Source organism: Mesorhizobium sp. M0045, from assembly GCF_040323385.1.
Taxonomy (GTDB): domain Bacteria; phylum Pseudomonadota; class Alphaproteobacteria; order Rhizobiales; family Rhizobiaceae; genus Mesorhizobium.
Genome location: NZ_JAMYUY010000010.1, coordinates 207,430 through 222,940, shown reverse-complemented (window position 1 = coordinate 222,940; position 15,511 = coordinate 207,430). Strand labels below are relative to the sequence as shown.

Sequence of the window (15,511 nt, the reverse complement as noted above, 5' to 3'; positions counted from 1 at the left end):
CCGCACTCAAACACTCCAGCAACCCCCGACCCACTCCCGGGCCCGCGGGGCCGCGCCCCCCCCCCCCTGTGGCCCGGGGAGGCAATTGGGGTGCTCCTTCCCTCTCTCTTACACCCCCCCCCCCCGCCGGCCGCCCCCCCCCCCCCCAGGCCCACGGGATCACACACCAACCCCAGCTAACCTGGTTTGAACGGAGCAAGCCTCCGACGCCGCCCTAATCAAAAACGCTGCAACAGATCCTTCAAATCAATTTACAAGATTTTTACAACCGTCAGTCGTTGACAATGGTACGGCACCGCGAGTCTGAGGTCCGGCACGGCCACAAAAGTGACGCCGGTACCCTCGGACCGCCGCCAGCACGCAACATGGGGATTAACAGCAATGGTAAGAAGAAGAGCGCTCATATTGGTCGAAGGCCATAGGGGTACTGGTCAGCTATACGTCCAAGCGGCTCAGTGTCTTGGTCTTCATCCAATTACTCTGACGGCTGATCCACCTCGGTACGACTATCTTTCGGCGGAAAACGTTGAGGCAATCCGTGTCAACACTGGCAATCTCGAAGCGTTGGTCCGCGAAAGTTCGCGGCTGCGTGCTACCCACGACATTGCTGGCATCACTGGCTTTGCCGGGGACCATGAATCGATCTATGCGACAGTTGGCAAGCTTTGCCGGCATTTCGATCTACCGGGACCGAACCCTGAATCGATTGAACGAAGCTGCGACAAATTCAAGCAACGCCAACTCCTCGCGCAGGCCGGCGTTCCAATACCGGCTTATCGGTTGGCAACGAATGCGGCGGAGGTAGAAAGCTCGGCTGCAGAGATCGGCCTGCCCGTGATTCTTAAGCCGGCAGTAGGCAGCGGCAGCATGGGTGTCCGATTGTGCCGCAGCCTCGAAGACGTAGCCGAACATACGACCTATCTATTGGGCGGAAAGCACATATGGCGGTCTACACCGAAAATACTCGTCGAAGAATTCGCACAGGGCCCGTTCTATAGCATTAATGTTATGGGGAATGAGGTCGTTGCGATTTGCGCCAATGACTTTGGTCCCCTCCCCCATTTCGTCATACGTGAGGTGACGTATCCGGCCCTGCTAACCGATCAGGAGCGTGAGCGCATCGCCGATGTTTCGCTGAGCTGTTTGCGGGCTCTCGGCCTTGGCTGGGGGCCAACTAACATTGAACTCCGGTGCACGAAACGCGGTCCAGTTGTCATTGAAGTCAATCCGCGTCTTAGTGGCGCGCCCGACCCTCAACTGGTCCAGTTAGCTTACGGTGTCGACCTCGTCACCGAGCACATCAAGCTTGTCATTGGCGAGGAATGGGATCTGCGCAAAAAGCATTCGCGTACTGCGGCCGCGCGATTCCTGCTTCCTGATCAAGATGGCACCCTCGACTGGATTGGTGGCGACACTCAGGCAGCTGCTATATCAGGTGTGGCCGAGGTCAAATTGAATGTTGAACCCAAGACACCGATCGTCAGGAAGGGGGATTTCCGAGACTGGATTGGACATGTCATTGCCACTTCGCCCAGCCGTGCTGAAACCGAGGGCGCCCTTCAGCGAGCGGTCGACTTGATCGATTGGTCGATCACCCCTTTTCCGGCGACAATAAGAGGTCATCGAGAGCACGATGTTTGTGGGGCGTTCGGGCGGCCCACCAGTTCTCCGATCAGGCATTGACGGCTTAAGATCCTTGAAACGCAGCAGTTCCGTCTACGTCAATGTCACATCAAGTTTGACGAGGCAAATGCAGCTTTGGCCACACCTGCCTTGTCTTCCGCGGAACTTCTCCGCGACCCATGGCGAGGCCGTCGGCCCAATTTGGGCCCAATTTGATTGCCGCCCACCGCCGCCGCAGGACGAACATGCGCTTGACAAGACAACGCCGGCCCGTTCAACTTGAGGCATTCACCAGGGGAGTCCCGGCAAGGGGCTGAGATACTGCTGGCTTTCGCGGCGCAGTGACCCGTTGAACCTGATCCAGTTCATACTGGCGTAGGGACGGTGCAAGCGCTCTGCGGGAGTTCACGCCCGAGGTCCTGTTTCGGCAGGTCGACAGAAGCGTCTTTTCATCCTTCCGGCACAGAACTGGGTCTCCAATGCATGAGCAAAGGAGCCTCAAGATGAATGCCCTCACCCCAGCCGTCTCAACGGGACCGCTGCCTGCTTCGCGTAAGATCCACAAGCCCGGTGCCATCCACCCGCAGATCAGGGTGCCGATGCGCGAAATCTCCGTCCATCCGACAGCCGGCGAACCGCCCGTCACCGTCTACGACCCGTCGGGCTCCTATACCGATCCGGCTGTCGAAACCAGCATCCAAAAAGGCCTGGCCCGGCTTCGCCACGAATGGATCTTGGCGCGCGGCGATGTCGAGGACTGTGACGGCCGCCACGTCCGGCCGGAGGACAACGGATTCGCGACGGGCGAACGCCTGACGCCAGAATTTCCCATCCGCCACCGACCGCTCAGAGCCAAAGCAGGCAAGGCGGTGACGCAGCTTGCCTATGCACGCGCCGGCATCATCACACCCGAAATGGAGTTCGTCGCCATCCGCGAGAACCTTGGTCGCGAGATCCTGCACGGCAAGCTTGAGCGCGACGGCGAGGCTTTCGGCGCGATGCTGCCCGATTTCGTCACGCCCGAATTCGTCCGCGAAGAGGTGGCGCGCGGGCGGGCAATCATTCCCGCCAACATCAACCACCCAGAGAGTGAACCGATGATCATCGGGCGCAATTTCCTGGTCAAGATCAACGCCAATATCGGTAACTCCGCTGTCACATCGTCGATGGCTGAAGAGGTCGAAAAAATGGTCTGGGCGATCCGCTGGGGCGCCGATACGGTGATGGACCTGTCGACCGGCCGCAACATCCACAACATCCGCGACTGGATCGTGCGCAATTCACCGGTGCCGATCGGTACCGTGCCGCTTTACCAGGCGCTCGAAAAGGTCGGTGGCCTCGCCGAGGACCTGACCTGGGAGGTGTACCGGGACACGCTGATCGAGCAGGCCGAACAGGGCGTCGACTATTTCACCATCCACGCCGGCGTGCGGCTGCATTATATCCCGCTGACCGTTGACCGGGTCACGGGTATCGTCTCGCGCGGCGGCTCGATCATGGCCAAATGGTGCCTGCATCACCACCGGGAGAGCTTCCTTTACGAGCATTTCGCCGAAATCTGCGACATCGCCAGAGCCTACGACGCCTCCTTCTCGCTCGGCGACGGCCTTCGTCCAGGCTCAATCGCCGATGCCAACGACGCAGCGCAATTCGCCGAGCTGGAAACGCTCGGCGAGTTGACGCAGATCGCCTGGGCAAAGGATTGCCAGGTGATGATCGAAGGCCCCGGCCATGTGCCGATGCATAAGATCAAGCAGAACATGGACAAGCAGTTGGCCGTCTGCGGCGAGGCGCCGTTCTATACGCTGGGGCCATTGACGACCGACATCGCGCCTGGCTATGACCACATCACCTCAGGCATTGGTGCTGCCATGATCGGCTGGTTCGGCACCGCCATGCTCTGCTACGTCACGCCCAAGGAGCATCTCGGCCTTCCCGATCGCAACGACGTCAAGATTGGCGTGATCACCTACAAGATCGCCGCCCACGCCGCCGACCTGGCAAAGGGCCATCCGGCAGCGAAAGTCAGGGATGATGCGCTTTCCCGCGCGCGCTTCGAGTTCCGCTGGGAGGACCAGTTCAACCTGTCGCTCGATCCGGAAACGGCGCGGTCCTTCCACGACCAGACTTTGCCCAAGGAAGCGCACAAGCTGGCGCATTTCTGCTCGATGTGCGGACCGAAATTCTGCTCGATGCGAATTTCCCACGACATCCGCGCCGAAGCGCAGAAGGAGGGCCTGGCGGCCATGGCGGCGAAATACCGCGAGGGCGGCGATCTCTACATGCCTGCGGGCGAGACCGGCGCACCGCTCATACCTCAGCCACGTGAGTCATCATGAAGGTCTTGGTCAAAGGGGCCGGCGTCGCCGGCCTCACCGCCGCCTTCGAGTTCGCCGCACGCGGCGCGGCGGTTACCGTTGCCGAGACAAGGCCTGCCCTTGGGGGCAATGCGTCGTGGTTCGCCGGTGGCATGTTGGCGCCATGGTGCGAGCGTGAAAGCGCCGAGCAGTCGGTGCTGGATCTCGGATGCGACGCCGCCGACTGGTGGGACGCCGCAACGCCCGGCTGGTAGCACGACGGGGAACGCTGGTCGTGGCCGCGCCGCGCGATGCGGGCGAGCTCGACCGGTTCGTCAGCCGCACGACGGGCTATCGGCGCGTCGAGGAAGATGAAATTGCGCTCCTGGAACCCGACCTCGCCGGCCGCTTCCGCCGCGGATTGCTCTTTCCCGATGAGGGCCATCTCGATCCGCGCCAGGCGATGGCAGCGCTTCATGACAAGCTCGCGGCCATGGGTGTCGAATTCCACTTCGGCGTCGACGCCCAGCATGTTTTTGGTTTCGATCGTCGGATCGATTGCACGGGAATGGCCGCCGCCGATGACAGGTTGCGCGGCGTTCGCGGCGAAATGCTCATCCTGCGCACCCCTGATGCCTCGCTGTCGCGCCCCGTCAGGCTGCTGCATCCGCGCTTTCCACTCTATGCCGTGCCGCGCACCGACCACCGTTTCATGGTTGGTGCGACGATGATTGAAAGCCAGTCCGCCGGACCAGTCACGGCGCGCTCCATGATGGAGCTGCTGGGTACCGCCTATGCCCTCCACCCGGCCTTTGGCGAGGCCGAGATCGTTGAAACCGGTGTCGGCGTCCGCCCAGCCTTTCCCGACAATTTGCCGCGCGTCGAAACGAACGGTGAAATCATCGCGATCAACGGGCTCTATCGTCACGGTTTTCTCCTGGCTCCCGCCATGGCGCGCCAGGCTGCCGACCTGGTTTTCAGTCAAGACAGAACCAAGGAGCTTGCTCATGAAACTGATGGTCAACGGCGAAGCGCATGAGGTTGCCGCCACCACGCTGGCCGAGCTGCTTGCCGCGCTTGACTATGAGGGCGATTGGCTCGCGACCGCCGTCAACAACGACCTCGTGCACAAAGCCAACCGGGCGGAATTCCAGTTGAACGACGGCGACCGGATTGAAATCCTCTCGCCCATGCAGGGCGGCTAGCATGTTCGACCTTCTTGGAACGATGCTTCCCTCCCGACTGCTTCTCGGCACGGCTCAGTATCCTTCGCCGGCCATCCTTGCCGATGCGGTCAGGGCATCGGGCACGGCGGTGGTGACCGTCTCGTTGCGCCGTGAGATGGCAGGCGGCAGGGCCGGCGAAAAATTCTGGTCGTTGATCCGATCGCTCGGCGTCAGAATCCTGCCCAACACTGCTGGCTGCCACTCCGTCAAGGAAGCTGTCACGACTGCGAAGATGGCGCGCGAAGTTTTCGGTACCAACTGGATCAAGCTCGAAGTGATCGGCAACCATGACACGCTGCAGCCGGATGTTTTCGGCCTGGTCGAAGCCGCCCGCATCCTGTGCGAGGACGGCTTTGATGTATTCCCCTATACCACCGACGACCTCGTCGTCGCCGAGCGGCTCCTTGCGGCGGGCTGCAAGGTCTTGATGCCCTGGTGTGCACCGATCGGTTCCGCCCTCGGGCCGGTCAACATTCCGGCCCTGCGCTCAATGCGCGGACATTTCCCTGAGGTACCTCTGATTGTGGATGCAGGGCTCGGGCGGCCGTCACACGCGGCGACTGTCATGGAACTCGGCTTTGACGCCGTGCTCCTGAACACGGCGGTCGCCAGGGCGGCCGATCCGGTCGGCATGGCGCGCGCGTTCGGCAAGGCGGTCGAGGCCGGTCGTGAAGCTTTCAGCTCCGGAATGCTCGAACCGCGCGACGTCGCCATATCATCGACACCGACCATCGGCAGGGCAGTATTTTCATGAAGCTCGATCCCTTCTACCTGATCCTCGACAGCGCCGCCTGGATCGAACGGCTGGTGCCGTTTGGCGTTAAGATGGTTCAGTTGCGCATCAAGGATAGGGACGAGGCCACGCTGCGGACGGAAATCCGCCGCGCGAACGGCGTCTGCGCGGTCCATGGTTGCCAACTGATCGTCAACGACTATTGGCGCACGGCAATCGAGGAAGGCTGCGACTTCGTCCATCTCGGCCAGGAGGATTTGGCTGCGGCCGACCTGCTGGCGATTAAGTACGCCGGATTGAAGCTCGGGCTTTCCACGCACGATCATCTCGAACTGGAAACGGCCATCGCTGCCGAGCCCGACTATATCGCGCTCGGCCCCATCTATCCCACCGTCCTGAAGCAGATGAAATGGGCGCCGCAAGGGCTCGAGCGGATCAGCGAGTGGAAGCGCCGGGTCGCGCCGATCCCATTGGTCTCCATCGGCGGCCTCAACCCCGACCGGCTCGACGGTGTCTTCGAGGCTGGTGCGGACAGCGCCGCGGTGGTCACCGACATCACCTTGAATGCCGATCCCGAAGCGCGCACGCGAGAATGGATCGAAAAGACAAAGCCATGGCGCTAGGGCGAGAACCGCATGTGCTCGTGGTCGGGGGATCGGACTCCAGCGGTGGGGCTGGAATTGCACGCGATATCGAGACGATCTCTTCCATTGGCGTGCGCACCTGCCTTGCTGTCACCGCGCTAACGGTGCAGACGCACCATGCGGTCATGGAAATCCACTCTATGCAACCCGGTCTGGTGGCCGGTCAGATGCGTGCGGGGTTGCAGGCCAACAAAGTGGCGGCCATCAAGATCGGGATGCTCGCCACGGTGGAGATCGTCATTGCGGTTGCCGGAGTGCTGCGCGAAAATCCGCAGGTGCCGGCAGTGCTCGACCCGGTGCTGGCGTCGACGTCAGGCCGGGCGCTCCTGGAAGCCGGCGCCATCGCCGCCCTGAAATGCGATCTGATGCCATTTTGCCGTCTGGTCACCCCCAATCTCTTCGAGCTGGCACTCCTTGTTGGCTCGGAGCGGGCAGTGGATGAGGACGGCGTAGTGTGGCAAGGCCAAGAATTGCTGGCAGCCGGCGCGCGGGCTCTGCTGATCAAGGGCGGCCATGCATCGGGACCGCAATCAACCGATATTCTGTTGCGCCCCGATCACGAACCAGTCCGCTTTGACACGCCGCGCCTTGCCGCATCGATGCGCGGGACGGGCTGCATGCTGGCCAGCTCGATTGCGGCACATCTGGCGAAGGCGCAATCAATCGAGTACGCCGTGCGCCAGGGCAAGCTCTTTGTGTTAGAAAAGCTTCGGAAAACCCCAGCCGAATAGCCGTAGAGCCGGCTCAAGCGTTCAGCGGCTGACGCTGAAATGGAAGCCGTAGCCCTCCTGCCCTTTTTTCACAGGGCGTGACGGGATGAGGCCGCTTTGCAGATCGGAATTCAGCGGCGCCGAGACAAGCTGCCCTGCCAGGCCGGGAAAGTAACGGGACTCTTCCTGCGGCGAAGCGCACTGCCAGTCAGGCATGGGGATGCACTTGTGCCTCCTGGCGAGTGTGAGGCCGCAGGAGCGAGGCATTTCAGCGCGGCGGGGGCCGCCGGATCTGGCCCCGCAGTGCTGGAGCAAAGCAAAGGCCGGTTTGAGACGATTCCGGGGATTTCTACGAGGCTGCTCGCGACGCCGGCGTTGAGTTCTACCAGCTCCTGAGCGGCATACGCGACCAAACCCGGTTGAGTGTCACCGCAGGGATGTTCCACGAGTGGGACAAACAGCTGCGGGACTGGCTGGTCCGCGAATTACGACATTGGCATCGAGGGGATACGGCAGCTGCGAAGGTCTGGTCAGCGGATTTCGCCAAGATTGCAAACCTCCTGGAAAGTTTCGGCTGGAAAGTCCGAAGCACGGACTGCTTCAAGACGCTCGATGCGTGCCGGTTGGTGGTCAACGTCTACAAGCACGGCGCCGGAAAATCGCTGGATGACCTGAAGAAAACCTGCTCCGAGTATCTAGACGATCCGCTCAAAGGCACTCGGCCGCCGTGGTCAGAGAAACTGCTGAACCACACGCACCTCAAGGTGAGCGATGACCAGTTCCAGACGTTCTCAGACGCGATTAACGCGTTCTGGCGCGACGTCCCGGCAATGCCGTAGGTGGCAGCAACAGGTTCCTGATTGGTTTGAAAAGGCCATTCTCAGTGATCGCGCCCAACGATAAGCATGCCAAGGTTTTACCCTCGCATATATCTTCGCTCCCGCTCCCGGCCATAAATTCTGCCACATATCTGCATTGCCGGGAAAGGTGCCATGCGTAACGCATTGGTCGATGGGCGAAGATTCCGCCCGCAAGCGGGTTTCGGGGGCTCTTGCCCGCATTGCGGTACAGACATGATCCCGCGCGCGGCAGCGTCTGGGTTGGTCGTGTCCCATCAGGTGGTGTAGCTCGGCGGTAGCGAAGCCGCTCACGAGCGCGCCGTTAGTAGCGCTGTAGCGAGCGAGCGGCGTGTGGGTGGTCATCGGCGCTTTCCGGTAGGGTTTGGTTGTTGACGCCAACCCATTTCGGAAGGACCACCGATGACCGACGACATGATGAACCTGCGCACGCTCGTGGAGAAGACCCCGGATGCCGATCTGCTGCGGGAGATGATCGGCTTTGCCGCCGAGCGACTGATGGAAATGGAGGTGGGCGCGGCCACCGGCGCCCGCTATGGCGAGAAGAACCCGCTGCGGCTCGCCCAGCGCAATGGCTACCGCGACCGGGACTGGGAGACGCGGGCCGGCACGGTCGAGCTGCGCATCCCGAAGCTCAGGAAGGGAAGCTACTTCCCAGGTTTCCTCGAACCGCGCCGCATGGCCGAGAAGGCGCTAACCGCCGTTATCCAGGAAGCTTATGTGCAAGGCATCTCGACCCGGTCGGTTGACGACCTGGTCAAGGCCATGGGTATGAGCGGCATATCCAAGAGCCAGGTCTCGCGGCTGTGCGAGGAGATCGACGGGAAGGTGAAGGCCTTCCTCGAGCGGCCGATCGAGGGCGATTGGCCATACCTGTGGATCGACGCCACTTACCTGAAGGTCCGCCGCGGTGGGCGGATCGTCTCGGTCGCCGTTATCATCGCCGTCGGCGTCAACGCGGACGGCCGGCGCGAGGTACTGGGCATGGAGATTGGCACCTCGGAGGCCGAGCCGATCTGGACAGAGTTCCTGCGCAAGCTGACACGTCGCGGCCTGCGCGGCGTCAAGCTCGTCGTCTCCGATGCTCACGAAGGCCTCAAGGCGGCCGTCACCAAGGTGCTGTGCGCGACATGGCAGAGGTGCCGCGTCCACTTCATGAGGAACGTGCTGGCCCATGCCGGCAAGAGCGGCCGCAGGGTCGTCTCAGCCTTCATCGCCACCGCTTTCGCCCAGGAAACGCCCGAGGCCGCGTCCGTACAATGGCGCGCCGTCGCCGACCAGATCCGGCCGAAGGTGCCGAAGCTGGCGACAATCATGGACGACGCCGAGCCCGACGTGCTGGCCTACATGACCTTCCCCAAGGAACATCGCGCCAAGCTCCACTCGACGAATCCGATCGAACGTCTCAACGGCGAGATCAAGCGGCGCACCGAGGTCGTCGGAATCTTCCCGAACGACGATGCGGTCGTGCGCCTCGTCGGCGCAATCCTGCTCGAACAGAACGATGAATGGGCAGTGCAGCGGGCCAGATAATATGACTCTGGAAACGATCAGCCAGATGAGCGATGATCCCCTGATCAGCCTGCCAGCCGTGGCGCGCTGATCAGCCCGGCCCATGCCGGAGAGCACGGCGACTAATGCCGCCACCTACACCACGCCGCGGGACACGATCTCTGGGTTTGGCATTAGGCCAATAAACGAACACATCGTTGGGTCAGCAGACACCTATCTGTTCGGCCGGTCAGACCGCCAAATTCGATTCATTCAGAATTGGATGGGTACCGACCAAAATGAATCCCTAATCGACCGACTTCACAGAAAACGAAGCGATCTCCGGCCCTGACGAGCGAGTTTCGGCGTTGTCCGGGTGCTCCTGGATGAAAGATCGGGCTTCGCGCCTCATTTGGACAACGCCGCCAGGTAACCGTTTCCCGGAAACCTGCCCTTCATTCAGATTTGCAACATCAACGACTACCGGCTTCCTAGACCTACTTGGAGCCAATCGGAGGACAGCCGTGTCGGCGCCAGCCCGACCGCAAATTGCGGCCGACCCCATGGCAAACGTTGATTAGCCAATGAACTTGATCCACAGGCGCTTGAACCATGCGCATCTTGCCGGCCCATTGGATGCGGCCGCTTTTAATGATGTAGTGCGAGCCACAAGGGAAGTCGTGATTGCCGATCGACGGCCATATCGAGGCTCCCTCGTCTTCCATAATGAGGTCATATTCAGTCGGAACGAGCGGTGTTGAAACCTCCTCGCCGCACCCACACGCGCAATTATGCAGCGCGACGTGGCATTCGCGCGACACGTAAAGGACACCGTCTTCCAGTTGTTCCGGAATGTCTTCGACGAAGACCGTTGTAAGACAATCCACCCGAGCCATCATGTCACCCGGTTTGTGATATTGTTGCCCTCGATCATGTATGTCGCGTTCCTTTCGTTGCGCTCATCACGATAGAAGGTCAGCCAGCGTTTCCAGCGCATGACCGCCATAATCGCGTTCAAAGAATTGAGTTCGGCGATCTGGATTTCGGTTCCGTACACATCGGCCTCTTCGTCGTCGTCACCGAACGACAGATGGGTAGCCACTTCCGCCCACGGCATGCCAGGGGCAATAAACGTTGCCCTTGCGCAACCGTCGAGCGTGTTGTCGTCCAGCCCTATACCTATGCCAGTGTCGACGAATGCAATGCCCAGGCGAACCAGCCCTTCGGCAATCACGCGCCGCGACGATCCCTTATCAACGCAGACAAATACGAAGTCATAGGCTGAAAATTCGTCAATGTTGTCAGCCGTCACTCGAGTGGTGTGCGGCTTCACGCCCTTGTGCATGCGCGCGTAGAGCGCAGCGTAATAATCTACCTTGCGGGGGAAATTCTTCGCTAGCACCAGTTCGGGAGCACCAGGCGAACGGAAAAGATTGTGGTTGAGAAGCTGGTCGTCATCGTAGATGTGGATCTCGGCAACACGGGTCTTGGCGGCGAGGTCGAGCAGATAGGCACCGGTTCCGCCGAGGCCGATGATCGCGATGCTGCCCCTGAGTTTGCAGTTGGCGGCGAGGATTCCGTAGCGGACTGACGCAGAATCGGGAATCGCGAAGGGACTATCGTCCTCCGCACTGGCCAACGTGACGCCTCGACGATGGCCCTGAGCCCCTTCGGCTGGGCGCCGCGCTTGAGCAGACGGTCATGGACGCGGCCCGCTTCGATCTGCGCGCGAGACAGGCGCGTTGGCGGTCTTGTCGTGAGACCGCGCAGCAGCACCGAGGTGAGACTCATAGGTGACAACCTTGTCGTAAATGTTGGCATACTGGCCGGTGCCTTCTGGCTTCGACGAGAAATAATGGTGGACCTTGATGTCCGACCCCACAGTCGCTTCCTGACTATTATGGATGATATTTGTCATTGGCGTGCCATCGCGATGGCAAGGCATCTCGCCGGCGAACCACATGGTGTGGTCCGTCAGTGGAGTCGAGGTCAGGCCTTCCGTATCCAGCGACAGAGTGCAGACAAGTGTGCCTCGACCAAGCGACATGTCCCGCTTCACATAGGGCACGCTGTGAACGAGGAGGACGAGGTCGCGCATCTCAAGCTCAAACCCCTCGTCCAGCAGTTGCTTCAGATGTGGATCACGACTTATCAGATCGGCGGACATTGAAGACCATCCCATTCTTGACTTCGATCTTTTCGCCCTCCACCAGATCACCTTCCGCGCCGTGTACACCTTTCAGGTAAGTTATCGTGTACTTGAATTTCTCGAAGTCGGCGTCAGGGTAGGCGAGAAGTGCAACCTCACGATAGCTGAGCTTTTTCTTGGGCACCGTATGCGGTCGCCCGTTACTTTGATGACCACCGTCTTCGCTTCGCGGCTGCGGATGCGCTCGACTCCCTGTCCGCCCAGAGTCACCTCGCCATCAGCGGGAATGACCGCGTCGCCGGCGCTGTCCAGGATTAGCTCGAGTTCCTCATCGATGCTGGCGTAACGGTAGATGTCAGCTGCGGAGAGTTTGGCCGCCCCCCATTCCCAGCCGCGCTCGTTGACGGTGAGGGAGAAGGTCCGATCACCTTCGAATGAAAGGAACTCAGGCTGCGGCATCTGTCGCAGGTCGGTCGGCTCCTCAAGCCCGATCGAACGCGTCGACCCGTCCGCAATCTGGATGAGAATATAACCGCTAGCTGGATTGAGCCCGCCGATGGTGCGGACCTCGCGACCTGAGATTATGGCGTCATTGGTGGCGATCACGCGACCATCCAGCTTATATGTAAAGTTCGTTACGTCAGGCATTGAAGCCTCCTTGTTTCGCATTCTGCACAAATCATATATGGAGCTTTTAGCCAATGTCTAGCTATTAATTGGCTAATTAATGATTGTTTTTTGATTGACAGGTATGGACTTTATAGCTACATGGAGAGTGCTGGTTAGGGAGAAGCGCCTGTGAAGCGTACGATGACGCTTAATTTGTCGGACGCAGAAATGAGCGTCCTTGAAACCATGTGTGAAGAAAAAGGATTGTCTAAAACCGCACTCGTTCGCCAAGCGCTGCGGCTCTACAAATCAGTCGATGATCGACTGGCGCGGGGCGAAAAGGTGTTCGTCGAAAGCGCGGATAAATCAGAAAAAGTAGAGCTTATGGTTCTATGAAAGGGCTGATCGATCGAGTCTTTCTCAAAAATCGTGCCACAGGCCTGTACGAAGATGCACACCTGTATCATGGCTTGGACAGCACGAATCTCGCGCATATCGAAGGACGCTGGCGACCTCTTTTTGAGTTGCGTCGGAGGGAGGCTAAGGCTTCCCTTCAGACGTTAGCAGAGGTCAATGCTGAAGACGCCCATTGGGAATGGGGCAAGTGGCGCTGGTTGCGCTGAACGACCCCTTCCTGTTCGATTTCTTCGTGCTTGAATGTGGTGGCAGTACCCAAGCCATCATGATGACGCGCAAAGGCGGTCAGGATTGCTTCAGTCGCCACCCCGAGCATCAGCGAGCGCCGCTGATCTACGTGGAGTTTTTGGCGACGGCTCCATGGAACCGACCAAAGTTGGTTGCTGACCCAACTTACAAGGGCGCGGGCCGTGTGCTCATCGGTACGGCCGTCAGCTTGAGCCTAGAAGAGGAATTTGGTGGCCGAATTGGTCTGCATTCACTTCGTGGCGCAGAAGTTTTCTACCGGGATGCGATCGGAATGACGGATTTCGGAACGGATAGCGAAGGAGTACATAAAGGACTTAGATACTTCGAGCTTTCCAGCAGGGATGCTGCGACTTTCCTATCCGTGCAACACTAACAAGAGGAGTCGACCATGAAATTACATTTCACTGCCGATTGGCTGCGCAGCCATATCGAACATGATCCGGATGTCGATTGCGACGTGGGGCTCCCGCTCCGCGACGCAGCTCCGCTTGAGCGTCTTATGCAGGAGAAGTCTCGTCATCAAGCAACTGCGGGGCAGCCTAATTCGGCTGCCCCCGAACAGAAATCTGCTGTGTTGTTTAAGTTGGTGCATCAGCTTCGACGCAAGGACGGTTTAAGCATTGCGCAGTTGGCTGCCAAAATTCGTGTTGATGCGGCGGAATTGGAGCAGGTGGAGAAGGATCCCAACTATGTTCCAGGCCCGCGTACCGTTCATCAGCTAGCCGAGTTTATTGGGGTTTCAGCACGTGCTGTAGGACTGCTGACTGCGGCGGCGTCCGCGCAGAATGACAATCTCACCGAAGCGGTGCATCGTTTTGCTGCGAGTTCAGACGACCTATCGAAACTAAGCCAGGCTGAAAGGCGCGACCTCAACGATTTCGTTAAGGTACTGGCGTCAATCGATAAGAAGAATGGATGACCATGTCTGCGATTGAGCCGATAATCGGGAACTTTGAGCGCCGAGATATCCATGAGCACATATCACGTTTGCTACGTGATCTCGGCAATCCAGAGCCCCCATTAAGGCTCGAGCAGGTGCGCGCGCTGCAAAAGCTTGACCTTACCTATTATAGCAAGGCGAACTTGAGCCTATTAGATGAGATCGCCCACAGGGCGCGAATGGCTGGGAACGAGATCACCAGCACGGCTAAGCGCATGGTCGATGTAGTCCAGCAATATGGCCTTCGTGGTATCCTAATGTTGAAGGAAGGCGACAAAAGAATCTTCATCGATGACGAGGTAGCCGAGCTAAAGCGACGCTTCCTCATCGCACATGAAATTACACATGACCTTCTACCGTGGCATCGCTCCCTGCTTCTGGGCGACAACGAGTTCACGCTGAACCCAACATTCCATCAGGCAATGGAAGCAGAAGCTAACTATGGCGGACGCCATCTCTTGTTTCTCGGAGGAAGGTTTCGACCGGAAGCGCTGGACTGCTCATTGGAATGGAAGAGTATCGAGCAGCTTCGCAAGCGCTATGGGAACACACTTACAACAACACTTTGGCAAATGGTTTGTGAACGCGACCCGGAGTTTCCTGCCTTCGGCGTTGTCAGTCGGCATCCGTATCACAGAGATATTTGCGAGAAGGCGGGGAATGACAATGTAGCGTATTTTCCAAGATCGAAAGCTTTAGCTGAGCACTTTCCCGGAATCACCACCACAGTTGCCTATTCCGCGATCTGCGATCACGCAACGAACCGCAAACGGGGTCCAGTAGGCGAAGGCGAAAGCATCTTTTATGATGCGAACGGCGAACCCCATGTATTCTGGTTGCACAGCTTCTCAAACACCTACGATCTGCTCACTTACTGCATCTACAAGAAGAAACACCAGCGCATTTTCCCTGTCGGCTATAGGGCAGCCTAGGCACAGGCAGACGGTTATCTCAACGGCAGCTTGCCCCATATGTAAGCACACCACCGCTGTTTCGCTTGCGGCATATTTCTTGGCGGACGTCGCTTATTGTCGGCGCGACATTGGTATGAGCTCGCCGAGCTGGCCGGACGGCCCCTCACCGCGGGTCGGCGCCACGAGCTTCAGCTTCACGACGCGAGCAGGCTCTTGCGAGAGCCAGCCCGGAGGAAGTGCAGCCAAGCTCTCAACATCATGAGCGAACAACGGCAGATCGTGCCGAAGCTCTTCCTTGGACAGCCCCCGTCATCCACCACGGTCCGAAATACATCAGCCAGTAAGGTAGGTTGCTGCAGCGGCCAAACGTATGCTTGTCATCATATGCGGTTAGGCTTTCCGACCAGGGGACTTCCGTTGCAATGGTTGGATCAGGCGTTGGGCGCGATCTGCTTTTCATCCATGTCTCGCTTTGGCGATGAACCAGGCCCCCGTTCCAATTCAGAATATCTCGATCTAGCGCACTTTCAACCGTTCTCGGCCTTCTTCGGACAGTGCCCAATCGTTGCATATGGTCGTGGGTTCCAAATTGGCGCGCGGCTGCTCGCGACCAATACATCCTCAACTTGGCGAGGCGATGTAACGCCCGGCT

General features: G+C 59.4%; 18 protein-coding genes, 2 pseudogenes and 1 riboswitch. Of the genes and pseudogenes, 14 read left to right on the top strand and 6 right to left on the bottom strand.

Going from position 1 to position 15,511, the window contains the following annotated elements; translation table 11 throughout:
* Nucleotides 1–381 precede the first annotated feature (381 nt).
* The 7 genes and pseudogenes from NKJ72_RS18155 (at nucleotide 382) to NKJ72_RS18125 (ending at nucleotide 7,254) form a co-directional block, all read left to right on the top strand.
* Entirely contained in the window at nucleotides 382–1,683 is a 1,302-nt protein-coding gene (locus tag NKJ72_RS18155; RefSeq protein ID WP_352478750.1) for an ATP-grasp domain-containing protein, read from the top strand.
* A 223-nt stretch (nucleotides 1,684–1,906) separates the two neighbouring features.
* A riboswitch (TPP riboswitch) is annotated at nucleotides 1,907–2,023 on the top strand.
* A 103-nt stretch (nucleotides 2,024–2,126) separates the two neighbouring features.
* On the top strand, nucleotides 2,127–3,962 hold the full coding sequence (gene thiC / locus NKJ72_RS18150; RefSeq protein ID WP_352478748.1) for a phosphomethylpyrimidine synthase ThiC: 1,836 nt from the start codon (nucleotides 2,127–2,129) through the stop codon (nucleotides 3,960–3,962).
* Nucleotides 3,959–4,959: pseudogene (thiO, locus tag NKJ72_RS18145) on the top strand (glycine oxidase ThiO). The gene thiC and the pseudogene thiO overlap by 4 nt, the downstream one beginning before the upstream one ends.
* Entirely contained in the window at nucleotides 4,928–5,125 is a 198-nt protein-coding gene (gene thiS / locus NKJ72_RS18140; RefSeq protein ID WP_023685606.1) for a sulfur carrier protein ThiS, read from the top strand. The pseudogene thiO and the gene thiS overlap by 32 nt, the downstream one beginning before the upstream one ends.
* 1 nt (nucleotide 5,126) lies before the next feature.
* Nucleotides 5,127–5,900, top strand: coding sequence for a thiazole synthase (locus tag NKJ72_RS18135; protein WP_352478746.1), 774 nt, complete (start codon nucleotides 5,127–5,129; stop codon nucleotides 5,898–5,900).
* Complete coding sequence (locus tag NKJ72_RS18130) at nucleotides 5,897–6,502, top strand: thiamine phosphate synthase (protein ID WP_352478744.1); 606 nt, start codon at nucleotides 5,897–5,899, stop codon at nucleotides 6,500–6,502. Before NKJ72_RS18135 ends, NKJ72_RS18130 begins: the two co-directional genes overlap by 4 nt.
* Nucleotides 6,493–7,254 carry a hydroxymethylpyrimidine/phosphomethylpyrimidine kinase gene (locus tag NKJ72_RS18125; RefSeq protein WP_352478774.1) on the top strand — a complete coding sequence of 254 codons (762 nt, stop codon included), beginning with the start codon at nucleotides 6,493–6,495 and terminating at the stop codon, nucleotides 7,252–7,254. The genes NKJ72_RS18130 and NKJ72_RS18125 overlap by 10 nt, the downstream gene beginning before the upstream one ends.
* A 21-nt stretch (nucleotides 7,255–7,275) precedes the next feature.
* Here the strand turns inward: NKJ72_RS18125 and NKJ72_RS18120 are convergent, their stop codons facing one another.
* Nucleotides 7,276–7,449, bottom strand: a complete 174-nt coding sequence (locus NKJ72_RS18120) for a hypothetical protein (protein ID WP_023737084.1) — start codon at nucleotides 7,447–7,449, stop codon at nucleotides 7,276–7,278.
* A 203-nt stretch (nucleotides 7,450–7,652) separates the two neighbouring features.
* On the opposite strand from NKJ72_RS18120, the gene NKJ72_RS18115 reads away from it, so the two are divergent.
* On the top strand, nucleotides 7,653–8,072 hold the full coding sequence (locus NKJ72_RS18115; protein ID WP_352478742.1) for a hypothetical protein: 420 nt from the start codon (nucleotides 7,653–7,655) through the stop codon (nucleotides 8,070–8,072).
* 420 nt (nucleotides 8,073–8,492) lie between these two features.
* Nucleotides 8,493–9,693: pseudogene (locus NKJ72_RS18110) on the top strand (IS256 family transposase).
* 385 nt (nucleotides 9,694–10,078) lie between these two features.
* Here NKJ72_RS18110 and NKJ72_RS18105 read toward each other — a convergent pair.
* From NKJ72_RS18105 to NKJ72_RS18085, 5 genes are read right to left on the bottom strand one after another with little or no spacing between them, the layout of a single operon-like run.
* Entirely contained in the window at nucleotides 10,079–10,477 is a 399-nt protein-coding gene (locus NKJ72_RS18105) for a ubiquitination-like system serine protease family protein (protein WP_352478740.1), read from the bottom strand.
* Complete coding sequence (locus NKJ72_RS18100) at nucleotides 10,477–11,220, bottom strand: ThiF family adenylyltransferase (RefSeq protein ID WP_352478738.1); 744 nt, start codon at nucleotides 11,218–11,220, stop codon at nucleotides 10,477–10,479. The genes NKJ72_RS18105 and NKJ72_RS18100 overlap by 1 nt, the downstream gene beginning before the upstream one ends.
* 60 nt (nucleotides 11,221–11,280) lie before the next feature.
* On the bottom strand, nucleotides 11,281–11,748 hold the full coding sequence (locus tag NKJ72_RS18095; protein ID WP_352478736.1) for a DUF6791 domain-containing protein: 468 nt from the start codon (nucleotides 11,746–11,748) through the stop codon (nucleotides 11,281–11,283).
* Nucleotides 11,723–11,914: a multiubiquitin domain-containing protein gene (locus tag NKJ72_RS18090; RefSeq protein WP_352478735.1), complete on the bottom strand. Its 192-nt coding sequence runs from the start codon at nucleotides 11,912–11,914 to the stop codon at nucleotides 11,723–11,725. Before NKJ72_RS18090 ends, NKJ72_RS18095 begins: the two co-directional genes overlap by 26 nt.
* Nucleotides 11,830–12,378: a multiubiquitin domain-containing protein gene (locus NKJ72_RS18085; RefSeq protein ID WP_352478734.1), complete on the bottom strand. Its 549-nt coding sequence runs from the start codon at nucleotides 12,376–12,378 to the stop codon at nucleotides 11,830–11,832. The genes NKJ72_RS18090 and NKJ72_RS18085 overlap by 85 nt, the downstream gene beginning before the upstream one ends.
* Nucleotides 12,379–12,528: 150 nt before the next feature.
* Here NKJ72_RS18085 and NKJ72_RS18080 point away from each other — a divergent pair, with 150 nt between their 5' ends.
* From NKJ72_RS18080 to NKJ72_RS18060, 5 genes are read left to right on the top strand one after another with little or no spacing between them, the layout of a single operon-like run.
* A complete protein-coding gene (locus NKJ72_RS18080; RefSeq protein ID WP_010913797.1) occupies nucleotides 12,529–12,735 on the top strand; it encodes a ribbon-helix-helix protein, CopG family in 207 nt (68 codons plus the stop codon).
* Nucleotides 12,732–12,962 (top strand): hypothetical protein, encoded by a 231-nt coding sequence (locus NKJ72_RS18075; protein WP_352478733.1) that lies wholly within the window; start codon nucleotides 12,732–12,734, stop codon nucleotides 12,960–12,962. The genes NKJ72_RS18080 and NKJ72_RS18075 overlap by 4 nt, the downstream gene beginning before the upstream one ends.
* Nucleotides 12,944–13,378, top strand: coding sequence for a hypothetical protein (locus tag NKJ72_RS18070; protein ID WP_352478732.1), 435 nt, complete (start codon nucleotides 12,944–12,946; stop codon nucleotides 13,376–13,378). Before NKJ72_RS18075 ends, NKJ72_RS18070 begins: the two co-directional genes overlap by 19 nt.
* 15 nt (nucleotides 13,379–13,393) lie before the next feature.
* A complete protein-coding gene (locus NKJ72_RS18065) occupies nucleotides 13,394–13,924 on the top strand; it encodes a helix-turn-helix domain-containing protein (RefSeq protein ID WP_023830723.1) in 531 nt (176 codons plus the stop codon).
* On the top strand, nucleotides 13,921–14,877 hold the full coding sequence (locus NKJ72_RS18060; RefSeq protein WP_352478730.1) for an ImmA/IrrE family metallo-endopeptidase: 957 nt from the start codon (nucleotides 13,921–13,923) through the stop codon (nucleotides 14,875–14,877). Before NKJ72_RS18065 ends, NKJ72_RS18060 begins: the two co-directional genes overlap by 4 nt.
* Nucleotides 14,878–15,511: the final 634 nt, after the last annotated feature.